A 23,713-nucleotide genomic window follows, 5' to 3' on the forward strand; every position below is an offset into this window, starting at 1 on the left:
TGTTCTGTCGGGCATTCTTCTTAGTGGAGTCCCGCCAGACGCAGCAGCGCCGTTACCACCGCTGCCGCTACGATCACCACAATTAAAGGCATCTTCCGCCAGGCCAGAAACACCGCAAACGCCACGCCCAGCACCCGCGCCATCCCGGCGAAATGTTCCCCTTCATAAAACGTGGTCGCCAGCGCCACCGAAAACAGCAACACCGTTGCCGCATCGGAAAGCAGGGCCTGTGATCGCTCGGAAAGCGCCAGCCGGTTGCCCAGTTTTGCCCCGCCGAGGCGCATCAAATACGTTCCCAGAGAAAGAACGGCGATGCCGAGAACAAAGACCGTCATGTTTCCCATTATTTTTTCCTCGCGGCAAGGCCGAGTAAAGAGAGCAGCACCGGCAGGCCCACCGGGGCAAACGGCACGGCGGCCAGCGACAATACGGCACCGCTGCAGGCGCGGATTAGCGTGGTGCGGTTTTTAAAAGCAGGCACCACTAACGCCAGCAAAATGGCGGGAAATACCGCATCCAGCCCAATGGTTTCCGGGTCTGGCAACAGTTTGCCGACCATGGCACCCAGCAGCGCGCCCAGCGGCCAGATGATTGCCACGCCCAAACCGCACAGCCAGTAGGCCGCTTTACGCTGTTCTGGGGTTTTCTGCGACAGGCCAAAGACCACGCTTTCATCGTTCATGATGTGGCAGCCCAAAAAGCTCAGGCCGCGTTTGCCCACCAGTTCCCGCACCGTCACGCCAAATGGCACGTGGCGGGCGTTCACCAGTAATCCGGCTGCCGCTGCGGCCAGCGGGTTCCCACCGCTCGCCACGATGCCGATAAACATAAATTCCGATGCGCCCGCCAGCACGGTAAGGGAGAGCACAAACGGCACCCACAGCGGGAAACCGTAGGCCATCGCCAGCGAGCCGTAGGACATCCCGACCACGCCCACCGCGAGGCAAACCAGGATGATTGCTTTGATCGTGTCGCCTTTCAGGCAGGAGAGATGATGCTTCATACAATTTTAGCCATATCGAACGTGTATCCATTATAATGAACGCAACAGAGACGTTTTTCAAGACGAACGATTCGTTCGATTTATAGAACAAAAAGGGCCGTTTTATGACGCAGCCAATCAGCGTGATCGCCAAAAGCCTGGTGCGAGAACGCCTGCGAACCGGGCTTTCACTGGCGGAAATTGCCCGTCGTGCCGGAATAGCAAAGTCCACGCTTTCTCAGCTGGAGTCCGGTAACGGTAACCCGAGCCTGGAGACGCTGTGGTCGCTTTGCGTGGCGCTGGATATCCCTTTCGCCCGCCTGCTGGAACCACAGCAGACGACAACACAGGTCATCCGCCGTGGAGAGGGAACGAAGGTCGTTGCCGGGCAGGCTAACTACGAAGCTATTTTGCTGGCGGCGTGTCCGCCGGGCGCGCGGCGCGACATCTATCTGCTGCTCACCCAGCCGGGCGCAGACCGTATATCCCAGCCGCATCCGCCGGGGTCCGTTGAACATATTATTGTGACGCAGGGGCGCGCGTTAGTCGGCCTGATCGACGCAGCGGAAGAGCTCGGCCCGGGGGATTACATCTGTTATCCCGCCGATCTGCCGCATATCTTTAAGGCGCTGGAGCCGGATACGCACGCGCTACTGGTGGCGGAACAGAACTAACAGAGATACGGAAACTCATGTCGCTTAAAGCCATTGCCAAAGAACTGGGGCTGTCAGTCACCACCGTCAGCCGCGCACTCAACGGATATGACGACGTCTCCGCCGAGACGCGCGCCCGCGTGGAAGCAGAGGCTCAGCGCCGTGGCTACCGACCTAACACCTTCGCCCGCCGCCTCAAGATGGGCAAAATCGACGCCGTCGGGCTGGTGTTCCCCGTGCATCCCGTTCCGCTCAATAATAGCGTTTTTATGGACATGGTCGGCGAAATTAGCCACGAACTGGCGCGACATGAAATCGATTTACTGCTGATTGCCGATGATGATTTGGCCGATAAGCACAGCTACATGCGCATGGTGCAGAGCCGCCGCGTGGATGCGCTGATCGTAGCGCACACGCTGGACCACGATCCGCGTCTTGAGCAGCTGCAGGCCGCCGGTTTTCCTTTCCTGGCGCTCGGGCGTAGCCACCTCCCGCAGCCGTACGCGTGGTTTGACTTCGACAACTACGCCGGTACGCATCAGGCTACCCGCTGGCTGATCGAGAAAGGCCATCAGCGCATCGCGCTGCTGGGCGAAAGCAACAATCAGGCGTTTATTACCCAGCGTCGTCAGGGCTTTCTCGATGCCCTGCGAGAAGCCGGGCTTTCCAGTGAATGGCTGCGCGCCATGCCGCCGTCGCGCCGCGTGGGGTATGCCACCACCAAAGAGCTTCTCGCTCTGCCGCAGCCGCCCACGGCCATCATTACCGACTGCAATACCCACGGCGACGGCGCGGCGATGGCGCTGGCGCAGATGGGGCGCTTATCCGGCGACAACGCCGTCTCGCTGGTGGTCTACGACGGCCTGCCGCAGGACAGCATTGTCGATATCGACGTAGCGTCAGTCATTCAGTCCACCCGTCAGGGCGTCGGAAAACAGATTGCCGATATGGTGCGCCAGCTGATTAACGGCGACGATATCGAGCAGCTTCAGGTGCTCTGGCAGCCTGAATTTTCTCCGGGCCAGACGGCCTAAACCCACTAAAATTCCAAACCCGATCACAGAACCGAAACGTTTTGGTTTGTATCCGAAACGTTTCGGATCAACACTCAGGACATCCCGACGACAGGAGATGTCTGATGCAAGATTCCATTTTTCGACTCGAAAGCAATACGGTAGACGTGGTGGTTAAAAGCCACCCATTCGCCGAAATTCTCTACTGGGGGCCGCACCTTCAGCACTTTTCGCCGCACGATGTGCTTAGCATTGCGCGCCCGGTCGCAAACGGCAGGCTGGATGTCGACTCCCCGGTCACGCTGATGGCGGAGCTGGGACACGGCCTGTTTGGCTCGCCGGGTATTGAGGGGCATCGCCAGGGGCTGGACGGCTCCCCGGTGTTCAAAACTACGCAGGTGCAGCAGGCGTTAAACACCCTGACGATTACCGCTGAAGATGAACATGCGGGTCTGCGCCTGACCAGCGAGCTGGCGCTGGACGCCAGCGGCGTGCTGGTCGTGCGCCACGGATTAACCAATCTGAAGGCGCAGCCGTGGCAGGTGGACCGTTTCGCCGTCACGCTGCCGGTGGCCGAGCGCGCGCAGGAGGTGATGGCGTTTCACGGACGCTGGATCCGGGAATTTCAGCCGCACCGCGTCAGGCTTGAACACGACAGTTTCCTGATTGAAAACCGCCGCGGAAAAACCTCCCACGAGCACTTCCCGGCGCTGATTGCCGGTACGTCGTCGTTTAGCGAAATGCAGGGCGACGTCTGGGGCGTGCATCTGGGCTGGAGCGGCAACCATCGCCTGCGCGCGGAAGCGAAAACCGATGGTCGTCGCTACCTGCAGGCCGAAGCGCTCTACTTGCCGGGGGAAATGGCGGTTGAGGAGGGCGACACGCTCTGGACGCCGCGCCTGTATGCCAGCTACTCCACGCGGGGCCTGAACGGCATGAGCCAGCAGTTCCATCGCTATCTGCGCAATAACGTTATCCGCTTCCCGGAAAACAAACCGCGCCCGGTGCACCTCAATACCTGGGAAGGGATCTACTTCAACCACGACCCGGACTACATCATGCGCATGGCCGACGAGGCCGCGGCGCTTGGGGTGGAACGCTTTATTATCGACGACGGCTGGTTCAAAGGCCGCAACGACGATCGCGCCGCGCTGGGCGACTGGTATCTGGACGAGAAAAAATACCCGAACGGCCTGACGCCGGTGATCGACCACGTTAAACGGCTCGGCATGGAGTTTGGCATCTGGGTTGAACCGGAGATGATCAACCCGGACTCCGATCTGTACCGCGCGCACCCTGACTGGGTGCTGGCGCTGCCGGGCTACGATCAGGCGACCGGGCGTCATCAGCTGGTGCTCAACCTGAACATCCCGGAAGCCTTTGACTACCTCGTGGAGCGCATGAGCTGGCTGCTGGGCGAACACGCGGTCGACTACGTGAAGTGGGACATGAACCGCGAGCTGGTGCAGCCGGGACACAAGGGTAAAGCCGCCGCCGACGCGCAGACCCGCCAGTTTTACCGCCTGCTGGACGTGCTGGGTGAGCGCTTCCCGCACATTGAGTTTGAATCCTGCTCGTCGGGTGGCGGGCGTATTGATTACGAAGTGCTGACCCGCAGCCACCGCTTCTGGGCGTCCGACAACAACGACGCCCTGGAGCGCAGCACCATCCAGCGCGGCATGAGCTACTTCTTCCCGCCGGAGGTGATGGGCGCGCATATCGGTCATCATAAATGCCACGCCACCTTCCGCCAGCATAGCATCCAGTTTCGCGGGCTGACGGCCCTGTTTGGCCATATGGGGCTGGAGCTGGATCCGCTTACCGTCGATGAAGATGAACGCGAAGGCTATCGGTACTACGCCGCGCTGCACAAACAGTGGCGCGAGGTGATCCACCATGGTACCCAGTGGCGTATTGATATGCCGGACGCTACCACCCTGGCACAGGGTATTGTGAGCAAAGACAAAGCGCAGGGGCTGTTTATGGTCAGCCAGCTTGCGATGCCGGATTACACCCTGATGATGCCGCTGCGCATGCCGGGGTTAAACGCCAGCGCGCAGTACCGCATCACGCTGCTCGATCACCCGAACATCCAGATTACGGGTGAGGGTGGACACACCATGCGCAAGCTGCCTTCGTGGATGGAAGCGCCGCAAACGGTGAGCGGCGAGTGGCTGATGCAGGCGGGTATTGCGCTGCCGATTCTGGACCCGGAGACCGCCATTTTGATTGGCGTCGAACGCGTGTAAGGTTGAAGGGCCGGGCAGCCGGCCCTCCGTTGAGGATAAAAATAATGAACACAACAACCTGTACCCACAAAGACAACCCTAACTTCTGGATCTTCGGGCTGTTCTTCTTTCTCTACTTCTTCATTATGGCCACCTGCTTTCCGTTCCTGCCGATCTGGCTGTCGGACATCATCGGCCTGAATAAAACCCATACCGGGATTGTCTTCTCCTGCATCTCGCTGTCGGCCATCGCCTTCCAGCCGGTGCTGGGGGTGATTTCGGACAAGCTTGGGCTGAAAAAACACCTGCTGTGGATCATCGCGGTGCTGCTGTTCCTGTTCGCGCCGTTCTTCCTGTACGTCTTCGCGCCGCTGCTGAAAACCAATATCTGGCTGGGCGCGCTGAGCGGCGGGCTGTATATCGGCTTTGTCTTCTCGGCGGGATCGGGGGCAATTGAGGCCTACATCGAGCGCGTGAGCCGCAACAGCTTCTTCGAATACGGCAAGGCGCGCATGTTCGGCTGCCTCGGCTGGGGGCTATGTGCCTCAACGGGCGGCATCCTTTTTGGCATCGATCCGTCGTACGTTTTCTGGATGGGCTCGGGAGCAGCGCTGTTGCTGATGCTGCTGCTGGTCGTTGCGAAGCCGAAGCCCAACCAGACGGCGCAGGTCATGAACGCCCTGGGCGCGAATCAGCCGCAGATCACTGCCAAAACCGTGTTCAACCTGTTCCGCCAGCGCAGAATGTGGATGTTCATTCTGTACGTGATTGGCGTGGCCTGCGTGTATGACGTTTTCGACCAGCAGTTTGCCACCTTCTTTAAAACCTTCTTCGCCACGCCACAGGAAGGCACCCGCGCCTTTGGCTTTGCCACCACGGCGGGGGAAATTTGCAACGCCATCATCATGTTCTGCTCGCCGTGGATCATTAACCGCATCGGCGCGAAAAACACGCTGCTGATCGCCGGAGTGATTATGGCGACGCGCATTATCGGCTCGTCGTTCGCCACCACCGCCGTGGAGGTGATTGCCCTCAAGATGCTGCACGCGCTGGAGGTCCCGTTCCTGCTGGTGGGTGCATTCAAGTACATTACGGGCGTGTTTGATACGCGGCTTTCGGCCACCATTTACCTGATCGGCTTCCAGTTTGCCAAACAGTCGGCGGCGATTTTTCTCTCCGCCTTTGCCGGGAATATGTATGACCGGATCGGCTTCCAGGAGACGTACCTGATGCTGGGATGTTTCGTGCTGGCGATTACGGTGGTGTCGGCGTTTACGCTGAGTGGCAGGCGGGAGATTGCTGCCGCCTCGGGGGCAGCAGCGTTAACACATCAGTCCAGGTAAAACACCTCTTTCAGCTCCGCGCTCACCGGGCTGTTATCCGGGTTCGACGGCATAACGTCACCCATATGCTTCCACCAGCGCTGGCAGACGTCGGTATTCGCTACCGCGTTCCAGCGCTCCTCCGATTCAATCTCCACGGTGGCAAACAGCAGGTTGCGGGCTTTGTCGAGATAGATGGCGTAGTGGTGCGCGCCGTGGGCTTTCAGCACCGCTTCCAGCTCGGGCCAGATAGGGTTGTGGCGGCGCGCGTACTCCTCGTGCGCGTCCGGGTTTACCTGCATCACAAAGGCTTTGCGGATCATAGTGCCTCCAGGTACAGCTCGCGGACCTCATCGCGGCTGGCGGTGCGCGGATTGCACGGCGCGCACGGGTCGGCGAGGGCTTTATCCAGCCAGCCTTCGATGTCCGCTTTGGTCACGCCGAGCTTGCTGAAGCCGGACGGAATGCCGACGCGAGCGCTCAGGTCGCGAATCGCCTGAATGGCCGACATGCTGGCGGCTTCATCGCTCATCCCCTGCGTATCGACGCCCATCGCCTGCGCCACGCGGGCAAAGCGGGCGACCGCGTGCGGACGGTTAAAGTTTTCGATGATCGGCAGCAGGATGGCGTTGCACACGCCGTGCGGCAGGTTGTGCGTCGCGCCCGGCTGGTGCGCTAAAGCATGCACAAGGCCAAGGCCCGCACTGTTAAACGCCATGCCCGCCAGATACTGACCAAACGCCATCTGCTCACGCGCTTCAAGGTGATGACCGTCCTCGACCGCTTTCGGCAGCCACAGGTTGATCAGGCGAATCGCCTCCAGCGCGTTGGCATCAGTGAGCGGGTGCGCGCCGACGGACACGTAGGCTTCAATCGCATGAGTCAACGCATCCATGCCGGTTGCGGCGGTCACGGAGGCGGGAATATCGAGCATCACGCTGGCATCGTCCACGGCGATATCCGGGATGATGTTCGGATCGATGATGACCTCTTTCACCTGCCGCGCGGAGTCGATGATCACCGCGTTGCTGGTCATCTCCGCCGCCGTGCCTGCGGTGGTGTTGATCGCCACCAGCGGCACGCCCGCGTTTTTCACTTTGCCGACGCCGGAGTAATCGGTTGACGGACCGGGATTGGCGGTGAGGATTTTGATCGCCTTGGCGGTATCAATCGGGCTGCCGCCGCCGAAGGCAATCACGTAATCACACTCCGCGTCCTGATATGCCGCATAGCCTTTCTGCACCAGCGCCTCCGTCGGGTTCGGGAACACCTCATCGAACAGGTGATACGACATCTGATGGGCATCCAGCGCGTTAAACAGGCTGTCGAGCAGGCCGAGTTTTACCAGCTGACCGTCGGTGACAACCAGCGCCTTTCCCCACTGCTTGCTCGCCACCAGGTTGACCATATCGCCGATTGCGCCCGCGCCGTGCAGGCTGATTTTTGGAAGCGCCAACATAAAGCTCATGATAATTCTCCTTAATTACTGTGATTTTTATGCCCGGCGGCGCTGCGCTTGCGCGGGCCTACGGTTAAGTAGGCCGGGTAAACGCAGTGCCACCCGGCTATGAGATCCGTCTTCGCTGCATTACCCGGCGGGTAATAATCGGCAGCGAAATCACCACGATCAGCATCGCGCCGATAATCACCGACATCACGATGCCGGGCACGTTGAGCAGGCTCAGGCCAAAGGTCACCAGTCCCATCAGGAAGGCGGCGATAATCACGCCCACCATGCTGCCGGACCCGCCGAGAATATTGACGCCGCCGAGCACCGCCATCGTCACCACCGCCAGCTCCCAGCCCATCGCAATCGTCGGGTGGGTGCTGCCCAGGCGCGAGGTGAGCAGCACCGACGCCAGGCCGGACATCAGCCCCACCAGCGCGAACAGGATCAGGTTGTGGCGCTTCACGTTGATGCCGGAATACCACGCGCCGGTCGGGTTATTGCCGATGGCGTAGGTGCGGCGGCCAAAGTTGGTGCGGTGCAGCACAAAGGCAAACACCGCGGCCAGCACGATAAACAGCGCGAACTCAAACGACAGCGCGCCCCAGACGTAGCCCTGGCCGAACCAGGCGAAGCTTTCCGGGTAGCTGTTCAGCGCCTTATCGCCGAGCAGGATGTAGGTGATCCCGCGGTACAGGCTCATGGTGCCGATGGTGATAACGATGGACGACAGGTTGAAGCGCGTCACCAGAATGCCGTTGAACAGTCCGCACAGCAGCCCCACGCCCAGCCCGACGCAGACCAGCAGCGGCGTATCCACGCCCGCCGCCGCGCAGAAGCCCATCATCGTGGAGCTAAGCGCAATGGTGGATGCCACCGACAGGTCAATTTCCCGGGCGATAATCAGCATCGCCATCGGCAACACGATGATCGCTTTTTCGGTGAAGTTGAACGTCGCGTCGGAGAGATTCCAGACGTTGAGGAAGTAGGGTGAGGCCAGCGCGTTCACCACGAACACCGCCAGCGTCACCGCCAGCAGGAATCCTTCCCAGCACAGCAGGCGCTGGAAAATGCCCGGCACAGCAGGCACGTTTTTGATCTCTTCAGAGGCCATCATTTTGCTCATGATTTCACCGCCATTTTCTGACGTGCCAGCGCCGCGTCGCGCAGAATCAGCCGTCCTTTACGCCTGTTGCTGCGTTCGTTCAGCAGCACCGCAATCACGATCACCGTGCCGGAAATTGCCATTTGCCAGAACGGGGAGACGCCGATCACTGGCAGGGCGTTGTTGATCACGCCGAGGAACAGCGCGCCGAACAGGCAGCCGAGCACGCGCCCGGTGCCGCCCATGGTGCTGATGCCGCCAATCACGCAGGCTGCAACCACCTGCAGCTCAAAGCCATTCGCCACGTCGACGTAGGCCACTGCGAAGCGCGAAATCCACAGATACCCGCAGAACCCGGCCAGCAGGCCGGAAAGGCAGAAGCTGACGAACTGCATTTTCCCGGCGTTGATCCCGGTGTAGTAGGCCGCTGTGGCGTTGCCGCCCGCGGTGTACAGCGCCCGTCCGGTACGGCTGTAGCGCAGGAAGTAGCCCACCAGCAGCAGCGCAGCAACGGCGCACCAGCTCAGCACCGGCAGGCCCAGCACCGAGGCGCGCGGCAGGCCGAGGAAGTCCGCGCCCATCTGGTTGGCGTTCACCCAGCCGCCGCCGGAGAGCAAAAAGATAATCCCGCGGTAGATGCTCATCGTCCCGAGCGTCACCACAATCGCCGGAATGCCCAGCTTCCACACCAGCAGGCCGTTAATCGCGCCCATCAGCAGCCCGAGCGCGCTGGCGAGGATCAGCAGCGCCCAGACCGGCACGTCCGGGTAATGGACGTTAATCAGGGCGACAATCATCCCGGTCAGCGCCAGGTTGGCCGCCATTGAGAGATCGATGCCTTTGGTGAGCAGCACCATCATCTGCCCGAGCGCGAGGACGATCAGGATGGCGGTATCGTTAAACATCTCCACCAGATTGCCCGGCGCGATAAACGACGGCACGCGGCTGCCGATGGCGATGACCATCAGCACAATCACCGCGCCCAGCAGGGCTTCGCGGTGTTTTAACAGCGAGTTAAGCATTATGCCGCCTCCTGTTTTGCACCGCTGGCGGCGCTGACGATGGTTTCCGCCGTCGCGTCACCCGCGCGGTATTCGGCCACCATCAGCCCTTCGTGCATCACGATGATGCGATCCGCCATGCCCATCACCTCCGGCAGTTCAGAGGAGACCATAATCACCGCCAGCCCCTGAGCGACCAGTTCAGACATAAATTGATGAACGGCGGCCTTTGAGCCGATATCGATGCCTTTTGTTGGCTCATCGAGGATGATCACGTCAGGATGCGTCGCCAGCCACTTGCCGATAACCACCTTTTGCTGATTGCCGCCGGAGAGGGTCTGCACCGCCTGCTTCCAGCTAAAGGCTTTCACCTGCAGACGTTTGGCGTATTCATCCGCCAGCCGCCATTCGCGGTCGTCGTGCAGCACGCCGCTCGGGTTGAGCTTGCCGAGCTGCGGCAGGCTGATGTTTTGGGCAATCGACAGTTCGATAATCGCGCCCTGCTTCTGCCGCTCTTCCGGCACGCAGACGATACCGGCTTTGATCGCATCCGCAGGCTGGCGGAAGCGCCGGGCCTGACCGTTAAGAATAATTTCGCCTGACGATGGCCGCGTGACGCCGGAAAGCGCTTGCATCAGCTCGGTACGCCCGGCGCCCACCAGCCCGTAGAAGCCGAGGATTTCCCCTTTACGCAGGGAGAAGGAGATATTGGCGAACTCGGTCGGGTGGCAGAGATTTTTTACCTCCAGCACCGTCTCGCCTTTTTCGCACGCCACCTTCGGGAAGGTCTGGGTGATGGCGCGCCCGACCATCATTGATACCATCCGCTCCTCGGTTATCCCACTCATCGCGCCTTCTCCGACGAACACGCCGTCGCGCAAAATGGTGTAGTGATCTGCAAGTTCGAAGATTTCGTCGAACTTGTGGGAGATAAACAGGATGGCCTTTCCCTCCTGCTTCAGGCGCTCAACGATTTGGTAAAACTCGAGGATTTCGTGCTGCGACAGCGCCGCTGTAGGTTCATCAAGAATAACCACCTGCGCCTCAAACGACAGCGCGCGGGCGATGGCAACCATGTGGCGCTGGGCGATGCTCAATGTTTTTAGCGTCGCGCGCGGGTCGATTTGCACTTCAAGGCGGCTGAGGATCGCCTGCGCCCGGCGGTGCATCTCCGGCCAGTCGAGCGTTTTCAGAAAGCCTTTGTAGAGGTACTGCCCGACAAAGATATTTTCGGTGACCGAGAGTTCATCGAACAGGACGGTTTCCTGATGAATAGCGGTGATGCCGATCTTATGCGCCGAGTCTGGCGTCGGGAGGTGAACGGGTATCGCCTTGTAGAGGATCTCGCCCTCGTCCGGCTGGTAAATGCCGGTCATCACTTTAACCAGCGTCGACTTGCCCGCGCCGTTTTCGCCGATAAGCGCCGTCACTTTACCGGGCCAGAGCGCAAGCTGCACGTTCTCAAGGGCACGCACGCCGGGGAACACCTTGGTGATGCCAGAAAGCTGTAGCAATGGGGTCATGATAGTTCTCCGTAGATTACCCCTCACCCTAACCCTCTCCCCGGAGGGGAGAGGGAACCGATCGAGCCCCTCGCCCCTTTGGGGAGAGGGGGTGAGGGGGGAAAGGATCAAAAGATTTTCGAGAACTTATCAATATTGCTGGCGTCGTAGACGAACGGCTCAGCCATCGCCCCGTTGCCGTCGGCATCCAGCTTCACTTTGCCCAGCTTGCCCATGCTGGCCTCGCCCTTCGTGGCGGTGCCTTTCACCAGATCGTCTGCTAAATAGGTTGCCGCATAGCCCAGGTCAATCGGGTTCCAGATGGCAAAGCTTTTGCTCGCGCCGGATTTCACCGCGCCCGCCATTTCAGACGGCAGGCCTAACCCGGTGACGTACACTTTGCCGATCTTGCCCTGGTCTTTCACCGCCTGCGCCGCAGCGACAATGCCCACGGACGACGGTGAAACGATCACTTTCAAATCAGGGTAGGTTTTCAGCAGGCCGACCGCCTCGCGATAGCTTTTATCAGAGAGATCGTCGCCGTAGGCCACGGTCACCAGATTGACCGACGGGTACTTCGGCAGCACCTTTTTCATCTCCGCAATCCAGGTGTTCTGGTTGGTGGAAGTTGGCGTTGCGCTCAGCACCGCCACGTCGCCTTTCTCGACGTTCAGCGCCTTCAGCGCGTCGGTGGCGAGCTTGACGTTGGTTTCACCAATCAGGGCGTTATTGGACGGGTTCAGGTGGATCTGACGCCCGGCTTTCGCTACGCCAGAATCCCACGACACCACCTTGATGCCGCGCTGCATCGCTTTTTTCAGCACCGGTACGACGGCGTCCGGATCGTTCGCGGAAATCGCGATCGCATCCACGCCCTGGGCGATCAGTCCGTTCAGCACCTCGATCTGCGCTTCTGCCGTGGTGGTGGTCGGGCCGGTATAAATCACTTTTACATCGCCTAACTCTTTGGCCGCCTCCTGCGCGCCGACGTTCGCTGCTTCGAAGAATCCATTCCCTAAGGACTTCGCCACCAGGGCGATTTTCACTTCAGCTAAAGCGGAACCGGACAACGCCAGAGCGGCAACGGTGAGGATCAAGCTTGTCTTTATTTTCATTGCTTTTACTCCACTGACTTGAGTTAGTTGTAGGGATTGCAGGTGGTTTTCGCCCCGTCTCGGTGAGCGGGGCGCGATGTTGTTATGGGTACAGATCTAACGCGGACTGCATCGGGGTGACGCCAAAGCGTTTGCCCAGGGCGATCAGCTCTTCCCGGGTGATGGTCTGCTTCATGCCGCCCATGGAATAGACCTTCACCAGCACCTCCGCGGATTTCTCGGCGGTGTCGATCAGGCCAAAGGTTTCATCAAGCGTAGGGCCGCTGCCGAAGACGCCGTGGAACGGCCATAGCACCAGGGCGTGTTTTTGCATATCCGTTGCGGTTGCCTGGCCAATTTCGTCGGTACCCGGCACCATCCACGGCAGAATGCCGACGCCGTCCGGGAACACCACCAGACACTCGGTGCTGCCTTCCCACAGCTTGCGGGTAATAAAATCAGCGCTGTTTTCCAGCACGTAGGTCAGGGCGATCAGGTTGGTGGCGTGACAATGCATGATCACGCGGTCTTTGCCGTTGGTGGCTTTAATGCGCTCGCAGTGGGAGAGGAAGTGCGCCGGCAGTTCAGAGGTTGGCACCGCTTCATCGGTCAGACCCCAAAGAATGTGGTAGCCCGCGCCGTCGCTGTCCACCTTCACCACGCCGAGGTTGGCCTGCGGGTCGAGCTGGACGTTACGGAAAAACTTCCCAGAACCGGTGACGATAAACGGCGTGTTGGCGAGCAGCGGCATCGGCTGGCTCAGTGCGATATAGCGCGGCTTCTGGTGGAAATCGGCCGCGAAGGGTTCGATATCCGCGTCGTCCAGGCGCAGCGTCAGGTTGCCGCCGTTGCGCTCGTCCCAACCCTTCAGCCAGGCGTCAGAGGTGGCTTTGATCATGCCCTGGACGAACCAGGAAGTGGTGATGGTCTGCATTCTGTGTTTCCTTTGAAAATGCCGGGTGGCGCTACGCTTACCCGGCCTACTTTTACCTGTAGGCCCGGCAAGCAACGCGCCGCCGGGCGATGTTTTTTTACTGACGAGCGGCAAGAACGTCTTTCTCATACGCCCGCACGTTGTCCAGCCACTGGCTGCCCGCAGGCGCATCGTTACGCTGGCAGTACATTTCCCACACCGCCTGCCACGGCAGGGATTTCTGCTCTTCCAGCAGCGCCAGACGCGCGGTGTAGTCACCGTTAGCCTCCAGCTGTTTCAGCGTGGCGACAGGCTCCAGCAGCGCCCGCAGCAGGGCTTTCTTCATGTTGCGGGTGCCGATAACCCACGCTGCGATGCGGTTGATGGAGGCATCGAAGAAGTCGAGGCCGATGTGGACGCGGTCAAAGAGGTCGTGGCGGATGATTTCGCTCGCAATTGCCTGGGTTTCGTCATCCAGCAGCACCACGTGGTCGCTGTCCCAGCGCACCGGGCGGCTGACGTGCAGCAGCAGGCGCGGCACGTAGAGCATGGCAGCGGAGATTTTGTCGGAGATCACCTCGGTCGGATGGAAGTGACCGGCATCCAGGCACAGCGCGGTCTGGCGGCTGGTGGCGTACCCCATGTAGAACTCGTTCGAGCCGACGGTGTAGCTCTCGGCGCCAATGCCGAACAGCTTGCTCTCGACGGCGTCGATGTGGTGCGCCGGGTCCAGCTTCTCGCTGATGGCCTCATCCAGCGCGGCCAGCAGGCGCTGGCGCGGAGCCAGACGGTCGACGGTGATGTCCTTCATGCCGTCCGGGATCCAGATGTTCATCACCGACGGCGTGCCAAGCTGCTCGCCAAAGTACGCAGACACGCGGCGGCTGGCCTTCACGTGTTCGATCCAGAACTGACGGATTTCATCGTCCGCGTGGGCGAGGGTAAAACCGTCCGCGCTCAGCGGATGCGAGAAGCAGGACGGGTTGAAATCCAGGCCCAGCTTATTGGCTTTTGCCCACTCCACCCAGTTCTTAAAGTGTTCCGGTTTGATTTCATTGCGCGCCACCGGCTCGTCCGATTCGAGGTAAATCGCGTGCAGGTTCAGGCGTTTTGGCCCCGGGATCAGGCTCAGGGCCTGCTCCAGGTCGGCGCGCAGCTCGGTCGCGTTACGCGCTTTGCCCGGATAATTACCCGTGGCCTGAATACCACCCGTCAGGGAACCGCCCGGGTTCTCGAAACCGGCGACGTCATCGCCCTGCCAGCAGTGCATAGAGACGGGCAGACGGTCGAGCTGGCGCAGGGCCTCTTCGACATCCACGCCGACGGCGGCGAAACGCTGTTTAGCCAGGTCCCAGGCTTGTTCTAATTGAGTGGTCATGCGCAAAGCTCCTTAGTCAGTCGTTTTTGCTGAAACTGCGCCCGGTGGCGGGCAATCTCATGGCAGGGATTGGGGGTGAAGGTGGTCAGGCTGGCGTTCGCCGCCACCACCGAACGGAAGTCGTCAACGTTGGAGAGTTCGTCCAGCGTCATCAGCTGAATGCCGATATTGCCGAGTGTGGAAGCCTCTACAGGGCCCGCCACCACGGTGATGCCGCAGGCATCCGCGCAAAGCTGGTTCAGCAGCTGGTTCTGGCAGCCGCCACCCACGATGTGCAGCTGGCTGAACGGCTTGCCGCGCAGATCGGCTAGCTCGCTGAGGATGTCGGCATACAGCAGGGCGAGGCTGTCAAAAATGCAGCGCGCGAGCTCTGCCGGGCTGGACGGCACCGGCTGCCCGGCGGCGAAACAGGCGGCCTGGATTTCGGCGCTCATGTGCGCCGGGTTGATAAAGCGGTCGTCGTTTGGGTTGATCAGGAAGGTGCAGGCCTTCAGCTTTTCGGTCTCCGCGATAAGCGCAGGCAGGTCGGTAACGTTTTGCTCTTTCAGAACGCGCTGAAGCAGCCACAGGCCCATGATGTTTTTCAGCACGCGATAGCGCCCTTCCGCACCACCTTCGTTAGTGATGTTCGCCGCCATCGCGGCATCGCTGGTGTACGGCGTTTTGCTCTCAAAGCCCATCAGCGACCAGGTGCCGGAAGAAAGGTACGCCGCGTCTTTGCTGGCGAGCGGCGAGGCAATGACCGCGCTGGCGGTATCGTGGCTGGCGACGGCAACGACGGGGATTTCATTCCCCTGCGGGCAAATCCACTGACCGATCACATTTCCGGGGTGCGTTGGCGTGCCGAACCAGGACGGCGATGCGCCCGTCCACGCCAGCAGGTTTTCGTCCCAGTTATCGGTGTTGATGTTCACCAGTTGGGTGGTGGTGGCGTTGGTGTATTCCCAGTTCATATTGCCGGTCAGGCGGTAGCTCAGGTAATCCGGGATCAGCAGCGCGTGGGCCACGTTCGCGACCAGCTCCGGCTGCTGCTCGACGAGAGCGCGCAGCTGGTACAGCGTGTTAAACGGCAGAAACTGAATGCCGCTGCGCCCGTAGATGTTGTCCTTGCCAAGCTGGGCGATGGCGTGCGCCATCAGGCCGTCGGTGCGGCTGTCGCGGTAGGAGACGGGCAGACCGACGCGCTCGCCGTTACCGTCCAGCAGCACGTAGTCCACGCCCCAGGTGTCAATGCCGATGCTATCGATGCGAATGCCGTCATTGCAGACGTTGTTCAGCCCGGTGCGGATCTCCGCCTCCAGGGCATCGATATCCCAGGTCTCAACGCCGTCCTGCTTTCTCAGGCAGTTGGCGAAACGGTGCATTTCGCGAAGCGAAAGTGTGCGCTGGCTACAGTCCCAGGTGGCGAGCATTACGCGGCCGCTGGATGCGCCTAAATCGACAGCCACACAATGGCGAAAAGTCATGGTCGGATCCTTTCTTAATTCATTAGCGGTGAGTGTAAGAAAGGGAAGAAAAAGGCACCTTCTCGCCACTGACAGGCCAAATCCGGCGCTGGCAAGAAAGCAAAGATGAACGTGAGGGAGTTCACAGTTTCCAGTAATAGCGGGGTTTTCAGGCAGTGTGACGCTTACCGCATTTCCCGATCTTTCCGCTGGTTTCTTGAAAAACGGACAGCTTTTGCGAGGTTTGCTGCCGAAAATTTAAGGTGAGGGCGCAAGGCCTTAATTACTATTTTGAGAACATTTCTCATTGGTGGGGGCCGTTATGACCGTACTACACAGCGTGGATTTTTTCCCTGCAGGAGGGTCGCCCGTCGCGATTGAGCCGCGGCTCCCTCAGGCCGCGTTCCCGGAGCATCATCATGATTTTCATGAGATTGTGATTGTTGAGCACGGGACGGGCATTCACGTGTTTAACGGCCAGCCGTACACCATCAGCGGCGGCACCGTGTGCTTCGTGCGGGACCACGACAGGCACCTGTATGAACATACCGACAACCTGTGCCTGACCAACGTGCTCTATCGTTCCCCGGACGCGTTCCAGTTTCTCTCAGGGCTGAATCAACTGCTACCGCAGGAGCAGGACGGACACTATCCGTCGCACTGGCGGGTGAATCAGTCCACCTTACAGCAGGTGCGACAGCTGGTGAGCCAGATGGAGCAGAGCGAGGACGGGCAGGAGACGCACGCCATTGCCACGCGCGAGCTGCTGTTCATGCAGCTGCTGGTGCTGCTGCGCCGCAGTAGTCTGGTGGAGGGGCTGGAAAATAACGACGCCCGGCTGAACCATCTGATGGCCTGGCTGGAAGACCATTTCGCCGAAGATGTCTGCTGGGAAACGCTGGCGGATGATTTTTCGCTGTCGCTGCGCACCTTGCATCGCCAGCTGAAGCAGCACACCGGGCTGACGCCGCAACGCTACCTTAACCGCCTGCGGTTAATCAAAGCGCGTCATCTTTTACGCCATACTGACGAAAGCGTCACGGATATCGCCTATCGCTGCGGTTTCGGCGACAGTAACCACTTTTCGACGCTTTTCCGTCGGGAGTTTAGCTGGTCTCCGCGCGATATTCGTCAGGGAAAAGACGCATTGCTTCAGTAACGCGAGGGCAGTCACCGTTTTATTGCCGCAATAAAGCTAATAATGTCAGGTTTTTCGGCACAGAGGTCGTGGTGTGGCTGCTCAGTTAATCCTTCGCAAAGATGATTTTTTTGCCTCCGCGAGTCAGGCCGTCGCGGTGGCCGATCGCTACCCGCAAAACGTCTTTGCCGAGCATACCCACGAGTTTTGCGAGCTGGTGCTGGTGTGGCGCGGCAACGGCCTGCACGTCCTCAACGACCGACCCTACCGCATCACGCGCGGGGATCTGTTCTACATCCGCGCCGAAGATAAACACTCCTACGCCTCGGTTAACGACCTGGTGCTGCAGAACGTCATCTACTGCCCGGACAGGCTCAGGCTTAACGTCGACTGGGCGGCCAACATCCCCGGTTTTCTTGATGCCCGAGGAGAACCGCACTGGCGCTTAAGCAGCGGCGGCATGACCCAGGTTCGGCAGGTTATCTCTCAGCTGGAGCAGGAGAGTCAGAAGAGCGACCCGGTCGCCAACCAGATGGCGGAGCTGCTTTTCGCCCAGCTGGTGATGACGCTGAAACGCTACCGTTACGCCACCGACAACCCCTCCGCCACCACGCAGGAAGCGCTGCTGGACAAGCTCATCACCACGCTTGCGGGCAGCCTGAACAGAAGCTTCGTGCTGGAGAAATTCTGCGAGCAGGAGCAGTGCAGCGAGCGCGCGCTGCGCCAGCAGTTCCGCACCCAGACAGGGATGACGGTGAACCACTACCTGCGCCAGCTGCGCATCTGCCACGCCCAGTATCTGCTTCAGCATACGGAGCTGATGGTGAGTGAAGTGGCGATGCGCTGCGGCTTTGAGGACAGCAACTACTTTTCGGTGGTGTTTAACCGCGAGGTGGGGATGACGCCGGTTCAGTGGCGTCATCGCAGTCGAAAGGTGGCGTAATCAGTTCGCCATGCCGAGGCCAACGATGTTGGCGGCAATGATAATCACCACGCAGCCCAGGCTCAGCACGCCCACCGGACGACGCCCGGCGTTGTTCCACTCCTTCAGCACCAGCCCCACCAGCCCGCCGCACAGCACGTAGAAGCTCATGTGCAGCATCCAGCTCATGTAGTCGTACTGCGCCGGAATGCTGGCGTGGCCCCAGGCGTAGAAGAAGAACTGCAGGTACCACATCAGGCCGCCGAGAGCGGAGAGTAGCACGTTAGTGATGATGAGCGGTTTTGCCAGCGAGAAATCGGCTTTTACCGACAGGTTCTTCACTTTTGCCAGACGAATGAAGCAGAAGCCGAGATTCACCAGGGCGCCGCCGCCCATGATCACCACGTAGCTTGGCAGGGCAGCGTACAGCGGGTCAACGCCCAGCGCCGCGGCCGCTTCGTGCATCGGTTTGGCGGCGTTCATGGCGAACGACATGCCTGCCGAGAAGATGCCGCACATCACCGCCAGCAGCAGCCCTTTCTTCAGGTTGAAGTCTTCGGCCCTGATGCCCATCTTGCGCTCTTTCAGCTGGCCCGCGCGGGTGACGATACCCACGCCGATCACCGCGACCAGCACGCCCAGCAGCGTCATTCGTCCGCCCTGGGTGTTGATCAGCACGTCGAAGTTGCCGTTGAGGATCGGCGTCATTAGGGTACCGACGATAAGCGTAATGCCAATCGCGATGCCGATGCCCATCGACATGCCGAGATAGCGCATGGTGAGGCCGTAGTTGATGTTGCCGATGCCCCACATCGCGCCGAACAGAAACACCGGCAGCAGGGTAGAGGCGCTGAAGGAGGAGAAGTAGCCCCAGAAATCCGGGAGCAGCATGGCGCTAATGGTCCACGGCAAAATCAGCCATGACACGGTTCCGCCAACGGACCACATGGTTTCCCATGACCAGCCTTTCACTTTTTTAAACGGGGCATAGAAACAGGCAGCACTGGCCGCGCCTATCAAATGCCAGAAGATACCCATCGTAATCGCATGATTCATTTTTACATCCTCATCGTTTTTATAGTCGGTGGCTTCCCGCCGACTTGATGAGTGTAAAAATTAGGCGGTTTGGGAACCTTCAGAAGGTTGCCGCACTTTTGTTCTGGATGGCAATCAGCACGTTAACCGCGTGAGCAGACTCACATTTCCGCCATTAATCGAAAACTGAATAACCTTATAAAAACTACGGCATTGATAATCATTTTCAATATCATTTAATTAACTATAATGAACCAACTGCTTACGCGGCATTAACAGCTGTGCCGCCCGACAATAATGGAGAGGATTATGAGTTATACACTGCCATCCCTGCCGTATGCCTACGACGCACTGGAACCGCATTTCGACAAGCAGACGATGGAAATCCATCACACTAAACACCACCAGACCTATGTGAACAACGCGAACGCCGCGCTGGAAAGCCTGCCTGAGTTCGCGAACCTGTCTGCTGAAGAGCTGATCACCAAGCTGGACCAGCTGCCAGCGGACAAGAAAACCGTTCTGCGTAACAATGCGGGCGGTCACGCTAACCACAGCCTGTTCTGGAAAGGCCTGAAAACCGGTACCACCCTGCAGGGCGACCTGAAAGCGGCTATCGAGCGCGACTTCGGCTCCGTAGACAACTTCAAAGCGGAATTCGAAAAAGCCGCCGCAACCCGTTTCGGCTCTGGCTGGGCGTGGCTGGTTCTGAAAGGCGACAAGCTGGCGGTTGTTTCTACCGCTAACCAGGACTCCCCGCTGATGGGTGAAGCAATTTCTGGCGCATCCGGCTTCCCAATCGTGGGCCTGGACGTGTGGGAACACGCTTACTACCTGAAATTCCAGAACCGTCGCCCGGACTACATCAAAGCCTTCTGGGACGTGGTGAACTGGGACGAAGCAGCAGCGCGTTTCGCCGCTAAAAAATAAGGTTGCATTGACGCCTGTGAGAAGCGAGTCTTATGACTCGCTTTTTTTGTATCTGCGTAATGGAGGCAGCAATGCATTACCCGGTGAATGTGTTTACAGGCAAGGTCAGGGAGTATGACGGCAGCCGCCCGAGCGCCATCGCTAAAATTCAGGTCGACGGCGAGCTGACGTTAACCGACCTCGGATTGGCGGGTGACGAGCAGGCCGAAAAGAAAATCCACGGCGGGCCCGAGCGCGCGCTGTGCCACTATCCGCGCGAGCACTATCAGCACTGGAAAGCCGAATTCCCCGAACAGGCGGATCTGTTTGTTGCCCCCGCGTTTGGTGAGAACCTCTCGACCGAAGGGCTGACCGAGAAAAACGTCTTTATCGGTGATATTTACCGCTGGGGCGACGCCCTGATTCAGGTGACGCAGCCGCGCTCGCCGTGCTTCAAGCTCAACTACCATTTCGGCATCAGCGATATGTCCGAGCAGCTGCAAAATGCGGGTAAAACCGGCTGGCTGTACCGCGTGGTGCTGGCCGGGCAGGTTTCTGCGGATGCGCCGCTGGAGCTGGCGTCGCGGCTGAGCGATGTTTCGGTGTATGACGCCTGCGCCATTGCGTGGCATATGCCGTTTGACGACGAGCAGTACCATCGCCTGCTGTCGGCGGCGGGGTTATCGACCAGCTGGACCAGAACGATGCAGAAGCGGCGCGTAAGCGGCAAGATCGAGGATAATTCACGGAGATTGTGGGGGAAATAGCCCACGGAAGAATGTAGGCCGGGTAAGGCGAAGCCGCCACCCGGCATTTTTGCCTCTGCGCTGTTATTGCCCGGTGGCGCTGCGCTTACCGGGCCTACAATACGGTGCCAGAGAACTACGAACGCTTATACAACGGTAGCCACAGCGTTAACCGCAACCCACCCAACGGGCTGTCGTCGGCTTTCACCCAGCCTCGGTGCTGCTGCATGGCGGTTTCAACAATCGCCAGTCCCAGCCCCGTGCCGCCTGATTCGCGGTCGCGCGCTTCGTCGGTACGGTAGAACGGACGGAAAATCTGTTCGCGATCTTCCGGGCTGACGCCAGGGCCGTCATCGTCCACGATGATGGTGATCCCGTCTTTATCCACCGAGAACGCCACCTCAATCTTCGTGTGCGAATAGCGCAGGGCGTTACGCACGATATTCTCCAGCGCGCTTTCCAGCGTGTTGGGGTTACCGTACAGCGGCCACGGGCCCGGCGGGAAGTTGACGGTGAAGGATTTACCCATCTGTTCCGCTTCAAACGCCGCGTTATCCAGCACCTCGTGCCACAGGTGATTGGCTTTGACCGTTTCGCTCACCAGCGCGTTTTTCTGCTGATTGCGCGACATCACCAGCAGGTCGTTAATCATGCTGTCCAGGCGGTGGGCTTCCGTCTCAATACGCTCCAGCTCTTTGCTCTCACCGCTGCGGCGTCGCAGCAGGGCGGTGCCGAGCTGTAAGCGCGTGAGCGGGGTGCGCAGCTCGTGCGAGATATCCGACAGCAGACGCTGCTGGGCGGTCATCATGCGATCCAGCGCGCTCACCATCTGGTTAAAACTGGTCCCGGCTGCAAGGAACTCCTGCGGCCCTGCTTCCAGTTCAGGGTGTTGTCGCAGGTTACCCTGAGCCACTTCATCCGCCGCATTTTTCAGCTTACGCGCCGGTTTTGCCAGGCTCCACGCCAGCCATAACAGCAGCGGCGAGCTGACCAGCATGGTGACAATCAGCAGTAGCAGAGGGCGGTCAAACAGCAGGTTGATGAAATCGGACTGGGAGTTGCTCGCGGGGCGAATCAGGTAGAGCTGATAGTTATCTTCCCCATCCCGTACCGAGAAAGGGCCGACCATTTCTACCCGACCATATTTCTTTTTCTGTGGGTGATCGGCGTTATCCGCCTGGCCAATGAAGTTACGGATAATCTGCATTTCATTGCGATCGGCCCCAATGACGCGGCCTTCGCTGGTGACCAGCAGCAGGCGTTGTCCGGGCGGCGCCCACTTGTCGATAGCGCGAAATAATCTGCGCCACCACATTAAATCGTTCGGCGGATCGTTTGCCAGCTCGGCTTCCACGTGCTGCTCGATCATCACGCCCTGACGTTGCTCGCTGTCGAGAAGCTCCGTCATCTGGCGTGAGTCGAGTTTTGGCAACATCAAAACGAGCATTAAAACCAGTGCCAGCGTCAGCCAGAAGATGGCGAAGATGCGGGCGGTTAGGCTGCCTATCATGAAGCGGAAACCATCAGATAACCGCGACCACGCAGGGTTTTAAACCATGGGTGACCGTCTTTACGCTCCGGCAGCTTGCGGCGCAGGTTAGAGATGTGCATGTCGATGGCGCGGTCAAACGGGGTAAGACGTTTGCCCAGCACTTCCTGACTTAAATGTTCACGCGATACCACCTGGCCGAGATGCTGCGCCAGCAGGTAAAGCAGGGTGAACTCGGTGCCGGTCAGTTCCAGCGTTTCACCGTCGAAGCTCGCTTCCTGACGGCCCGGGTTCAGGCTCAGGGAGTCCACTTCCAGCGTTGGTGAGCTGTTGTCGGTATTCTGCTGCTGCTCGCTCCAGTGGGAACGACGCAGGATCGCGCGAATACGGGCCACCAGTTCACGGTCGTTGAACGGCTTCGGTAAATAGTCATCCGCGCCCAGCTCAAGGCCGAGTACGCGGTCAAGTTCGCTGCCACGCGCGGTCAGCATGATAACGGGGGTCTGGTGTGTCTGGCGAAGCTCTTTCAACGTATCAATGCCGTTTTTCTTCGGCATCATCACGTCGAGCAAAAGTAAATCGATGCTGTCGTCAAGGAGACTCAGCGCCTGCTCGCCATCGTGGGCAACCAGGACGTTGAAACCTTCCATGTCGAGCAACTCCTTTAAAAGAGATGTGAGCTCTCGGTCATCATCAACTAACAGGATTTTATTCATTGTTTAAATACCTCCGAGGCAGAAATTACGACATCAAGGCTATCTAATCCATGACTTTACGTTGTTTTACACCCCCTGACGCATGTTTGCAGCCTGAATCGTAGACTGTCTCTCGTTGAATCGCGACACGAAAGATTTTGGGAGCAAGTGATGCGCAAAGTTACCGCTGCCGTCATGGCCTCAACGCTGGCGTTCAGTGCGTTTAGCCAGGCTGCTGTAGCTATCATCGGCGATAACAGTTCCTCGCAAGAGGGTGCAACGCAGCACAGCGGCCAAAGCCATATGTTTGACGGCATAAGTTTAACCGAACATCAGCGTCAACAGATGCGAGATCTGATGCAGAGGGCAAGACACGACCAGCCCCCTGTTAATGTTAGCGAAATGGAGACAATGCATCGCCTTGTCACCGCAGAAAATTTTGACGAAAGCGCTGTACGCGCTCAGGCAGAAAAAATGGCACAGGAACAGGTTGCCCGCCAGGTAGAGATGGCGAAGGTCCGCAACCAGATGTTCCACCTGTTGTCGCCTGAGCAGCAAGCGGTTTTGAACGACAAACATCAGCAACGGATGGACCAGTTGCGTAAGGTTGCACGGATGCAGCGAAGCTCAGAAACGACGCTTTTCAGTAGCAATAGCAGTACCCGTAGTAACCAGTAAACCCTGTTTTCCTTGCCA

At 59.3% G+C, this 23,713-nt stretch carries 23 protein-coding genes; 9 read left to right on the forward strand and 14 right to left on the reverse strand.

The window, feature by feature from the left end; translation table 11 throughout:
• Positions 1–20 precede the first annotated feature (20 nt).
• Both HV355_RS12695 and HV355_RS12700 read right to left on the reverse strand, forming a co-directional pair.
• On the reverse strand, positions 21–344 hold the full coding sequence (locus HV355_RS12695) for an AzlD domain-containing protein (RefSeq protein ID WP_182402106.1): 324 nt from the start codon (positions 342–344) through the stop codon (positions 21–23).
• Positions 344–1,003 carry an AzlC family ABC transporter permease gene (locus HV355_RS12700; protein ID WP_010436869.1) on the reverse strand — a complete coding sequence of 220 codons (660 nt, stop codon included), beginning with the start codon at positions 1,001–1,003 and terminating at the stop codon, positions 344–346. The genes HV355_RS12695 and HV355_RS12700 overlap by 1 nt, the downstream gene beginning before the upstream one ends.
• Before the next feature lie 104 nt (positions 1,004–1,107).
• On the opposite strand from HV355_RS12700, the gene HV355_RS12705 reads away from it, so the two are divergent.
• From HV355_RS12705 to HV355_RS12720, 4 genes are all read left to right on the forward strand, one after another.
• Entirely contained in the window at positions 1,108–1,656 is a 549-nt protein-coding gene (locus tag HV355_RS12705; protein WP_010436871.1) for an XRE family transcriptional regulator, read from the forward strand.
• A gap of 17 nt (positions 1,657–1,673) precedes the next feature.
• A complete protein-coding gene (locus HV355_RS12710; protein ID WP_059311778.1) occupies positions 1,674–2,669 on the forward strand; it encodes a LacI family DNA-binding transcriptional regulator in 996 nt (331 codons plus the stop codon).
• Between the two features lie 104 nt (positions 2,670–2,773).
• The gene (locus HV355_RS12715; RefSeq protein ID WP_182402108.1) at positions 2,774–4,897 is read left to right on the forward strand and encodes an alpha-galactosidase; all 2,124 of its coding nucleotides are present in this window, start codon (positions 2,774–2,776) and stop codon (positions 4,895–4,897) included.
• 44 nt (positions 4,898–4,941) lie between these two features.
• Positions 4,942–6,219, forward strand: a complete 1,278-nt coding sequence (locus HV355_RS12720) for an MFS transporter (RefSeq protein ID WP_042716414.1) — start codon at positions 4,942–4,944, stop codon at positions 6,217–6,219.
• Here HV355_RS12720 and rhaM read toward each other — a convergent pair.
• The 9 genes from rhaM to rhaB form a co-directional block, all read right to left on the reverse strand.
• Positions 6,207–6,521 (reverse strand): L-rhamnose mutarotase, encoded by a 315-nt coding sequence (gene rhaM, locus HV355_RS12725; RefSeq protein ID WP_120159766.1) that lies wholly within the window; start codon positions 6,519–6,521, stop codon positions 6,207–6,209. The genes HV355_RS12720 and rhaM overlap by 13 nt on opposite strands.
• A complete protein-coding gene (gene fucO / locus HV355_RS12730) occupies positions 6,518–7,666 on the reverse strand; it encodes a lactaldehyde reductase (protein WP_089599303.1) in 1,149 nt (382 codons plus the stop codon). Before fucO ends, rhaM begins: the two co-directional genes overlap by 4 nt.
• A 97-nt stretch (positions 7,667–7,763) precedes the next feature.
• The gene (locus HV355_RS12735) at positions 7,764–8,771 is read right to left on the reverse strand and encodes an ABC transporter permease (protein ID WP_182402110.1); all 1,008 of its coding nucleotides are present in this window, start codon (positions 8,769–8,771) and stop codon (positions 7,764–7,766) included.
• Entirely contained in the window at positions 8,768–9,772 is a 1,005-nt protein-coding gene (locus HV355_RS12740) for an ABC transporter permease (protein WP_182402112.1), read from the reverse strand. Before HV355_RS12740 ends, HV355_RS12735 begins: the two co-directional genes overlap by 4 nt.
• Positions 9,772–11,274: a sugar ABC transporter ATP-binding protein gene (locus HV355_RS12745; RefSeq protein ID WP_182402114.1), complete on the reverse strand. Its 1,503-nt coding sequence runs from the start codon at positions 11,272–11,274 to the stop codon at positions 9,772–9,774. Before HV355_RS12745 ends, HV355_RS12740 begins: the two co-directional genes overlap by 1 nt.
• A gap of 107 nt (positions 11,275–11,381) precedes the next feature.
• Positions 11,382–12,368 carry a rhamnose ABC transporter substrate-binding protein gene (gene rhaS / locus HV355_RS12750; protein WP_182402116.1) on the reverse strand — a complete coding sequence of 329 codons (987 nt, stop codon included), beginning with the start codon at positions 12,366–12,368 and terminating at the stop codon, positions 11,382–11,384.
• 82 nt (positions 12,369–12,450) lie between these two features.
• Positions 12,451–13,281 (reverse strand): rhamnulose-1-phosphate aldolase, encoded by an 831-nt coding sequence (gene rhaD / locus HV355_RS12755; RefSeq protein ID WP_042716420.1) that lies wholly within the window; start codon positions 13,279–13,281, stop codon positions 12,451–12,453.
• Between the two features lie 97 nt (positions 13,282–13,378).
• Positions 13,379–14,638, reverse strand: coding sequence for an L-rhamnose isomerase (gene rhaA / locus HV355_RS12760; protein ID WP_182402118.1), 1,260 nt, complete (start codon positions 14,636–14,638; stop codon positions 13,379–13,381).
• Entirely contained in the window at positions 14,635–16,104 is a 1,470-nt protein-coding gene (gene rhaB / locus HV355_RS12765; protein ID WP_182402120.1) for a rhamnulokinase, read from the reverse strand. The genes rhaA and rhaB overlap by 4 nt, the downstream gene beginning before the upstream one ends.
• 301 nt (positions 16,105–16,405) lie before the next feature.
• Here rhaB and rhaS (HV355_RS12770) point away from each other — a divergent pair, with 301 nt between their 5' ends.
• Together rhaS (HV355_RS12770) and rhaR are read left to right on the forward strand one after the other, a co-directional pair.
• Complete coding sequence (gene rhaS, locus HV355_RS12770) at positions 16,406–17,242, forward strand: HTH-type transcriptional activator RhaS (RefSeq protein ID WP_010436901.1); 837 nt, start codon at positions 16,406–16,408, stop codon at positions 17,240–17,242.
• A gap of 73 nt (positions 17,243–17,315) precedes the next feature.
• A complete protein-coding gene (gene rhaR, locus HV355_RS12775) occupies positions 17,316–18,164 on the forward strand; it encodes an HTH-type transcriptional activator RhaR (RefSeq protein ID WP_182402122.1) in 849 nt (282 codons plus the stop codon).
• On the opposite strand, the gene rhaT is transcribed toward rhaR, so the two are convergent.
• A complete protein-coding gene (rhaT, locus tag HV355_RS12780; protein ID WP_010436905.1) occupies positions 18,165–19,199 on the reverse strand; it encodes an L-rhamnose/proton symporter RhaT in 1,035 nt (344 codons plus the stop codon).
• Between the two features lie 288 nt (positions 19,200–19,487).
• Between rhaT and sodA the strand changes: the two genes are divergently transcribed.
• Together sodA and yiiM are read left to right on the forward strand one after the other, a co-directional pair.
• Positions 19,488–20,108: a superoxide dismutase [Mn] gene (gene sodA, locus HV355_RS12785; RefSeq protein WP_010436906.1), complete on the forward strand. Its 621-nt coding sequence runs from the start codon at positions 19,488–19,490 to the stop codon at positions 20,106–20,108.
• Positions 20,109–20,179: 71 nt separating this feature from the next.
• Positions 20,180–20,854 (forward strand): 6-hydroxyaminopurine reductase, encoded by a 675-nt coding sequence (gene yiiM / locus HV355_RS12790; protein ID WP_120159759.1) that lies wholly within the window; start codon positions 20,180–20,182, stop codon positions 20,852–20,854.
• 115 nt (positions 20,855–20,969) lie between these two features.
• Here the strand turns inward: yiiM and cpxA are convergent, their stop codons facing one another.
• Together cpxA and cpxR are read right to left on the reverse strand one after the other, a co-directional pair.
• On the reverse strand, positions 20,970–22,343 hold the full coding sequence (cpxA, locus tag HV355_RS12795; RefSeq protein ID WP_010436910.1) for an envelope stress sensor histidine kinase CpxA: 1,374 nt from the start codon (positions 22,341–22,343) through the stop codon (positions 20,970–20,972).
• Complete coding sequence (cpxR, locus tag HV355_RS12800) at positions 22,340–23,038, reverse strand: envelope stress response regulator transcription factor CpxR (protein WP_003862004.1); 699 nt, start codon at positions 23,036–23,038, stop codon at positions 22,340–22,342. Before cpxR ends, cpxA begins: the two co-directional genes overlap by 4 nt.
• A gap of 150 nt (positions 23,039–23,188) precedes the next feature.
• Between cpxR and cpxP the strand changes: the two genes are divergently transcribed.
• A complete protein-coding gene (gene cpxP / locus HV355_RS12805) occupies positions 23,189–23,695 on the forward strand; it encodes a cell-envelope stress modulator CpxP (protein ID WP_010436915.1) in 507 nt (168 codons plus the stop codon).
• The last annotated feature ends 18 nt before the right edge of the window (positions 23,696–23,713 follow it).

Source organism: Enterobacter sp. RHBSTW-01064, from assembly GCF_014103035.1.
Classification (GTDB): domain Bacteria; phylum Pseudomonadota; class Gammaproteobacteria; order Enterobacterales; family Enterobacteriaceae; genus Enterobacter; species Enterobacter mori.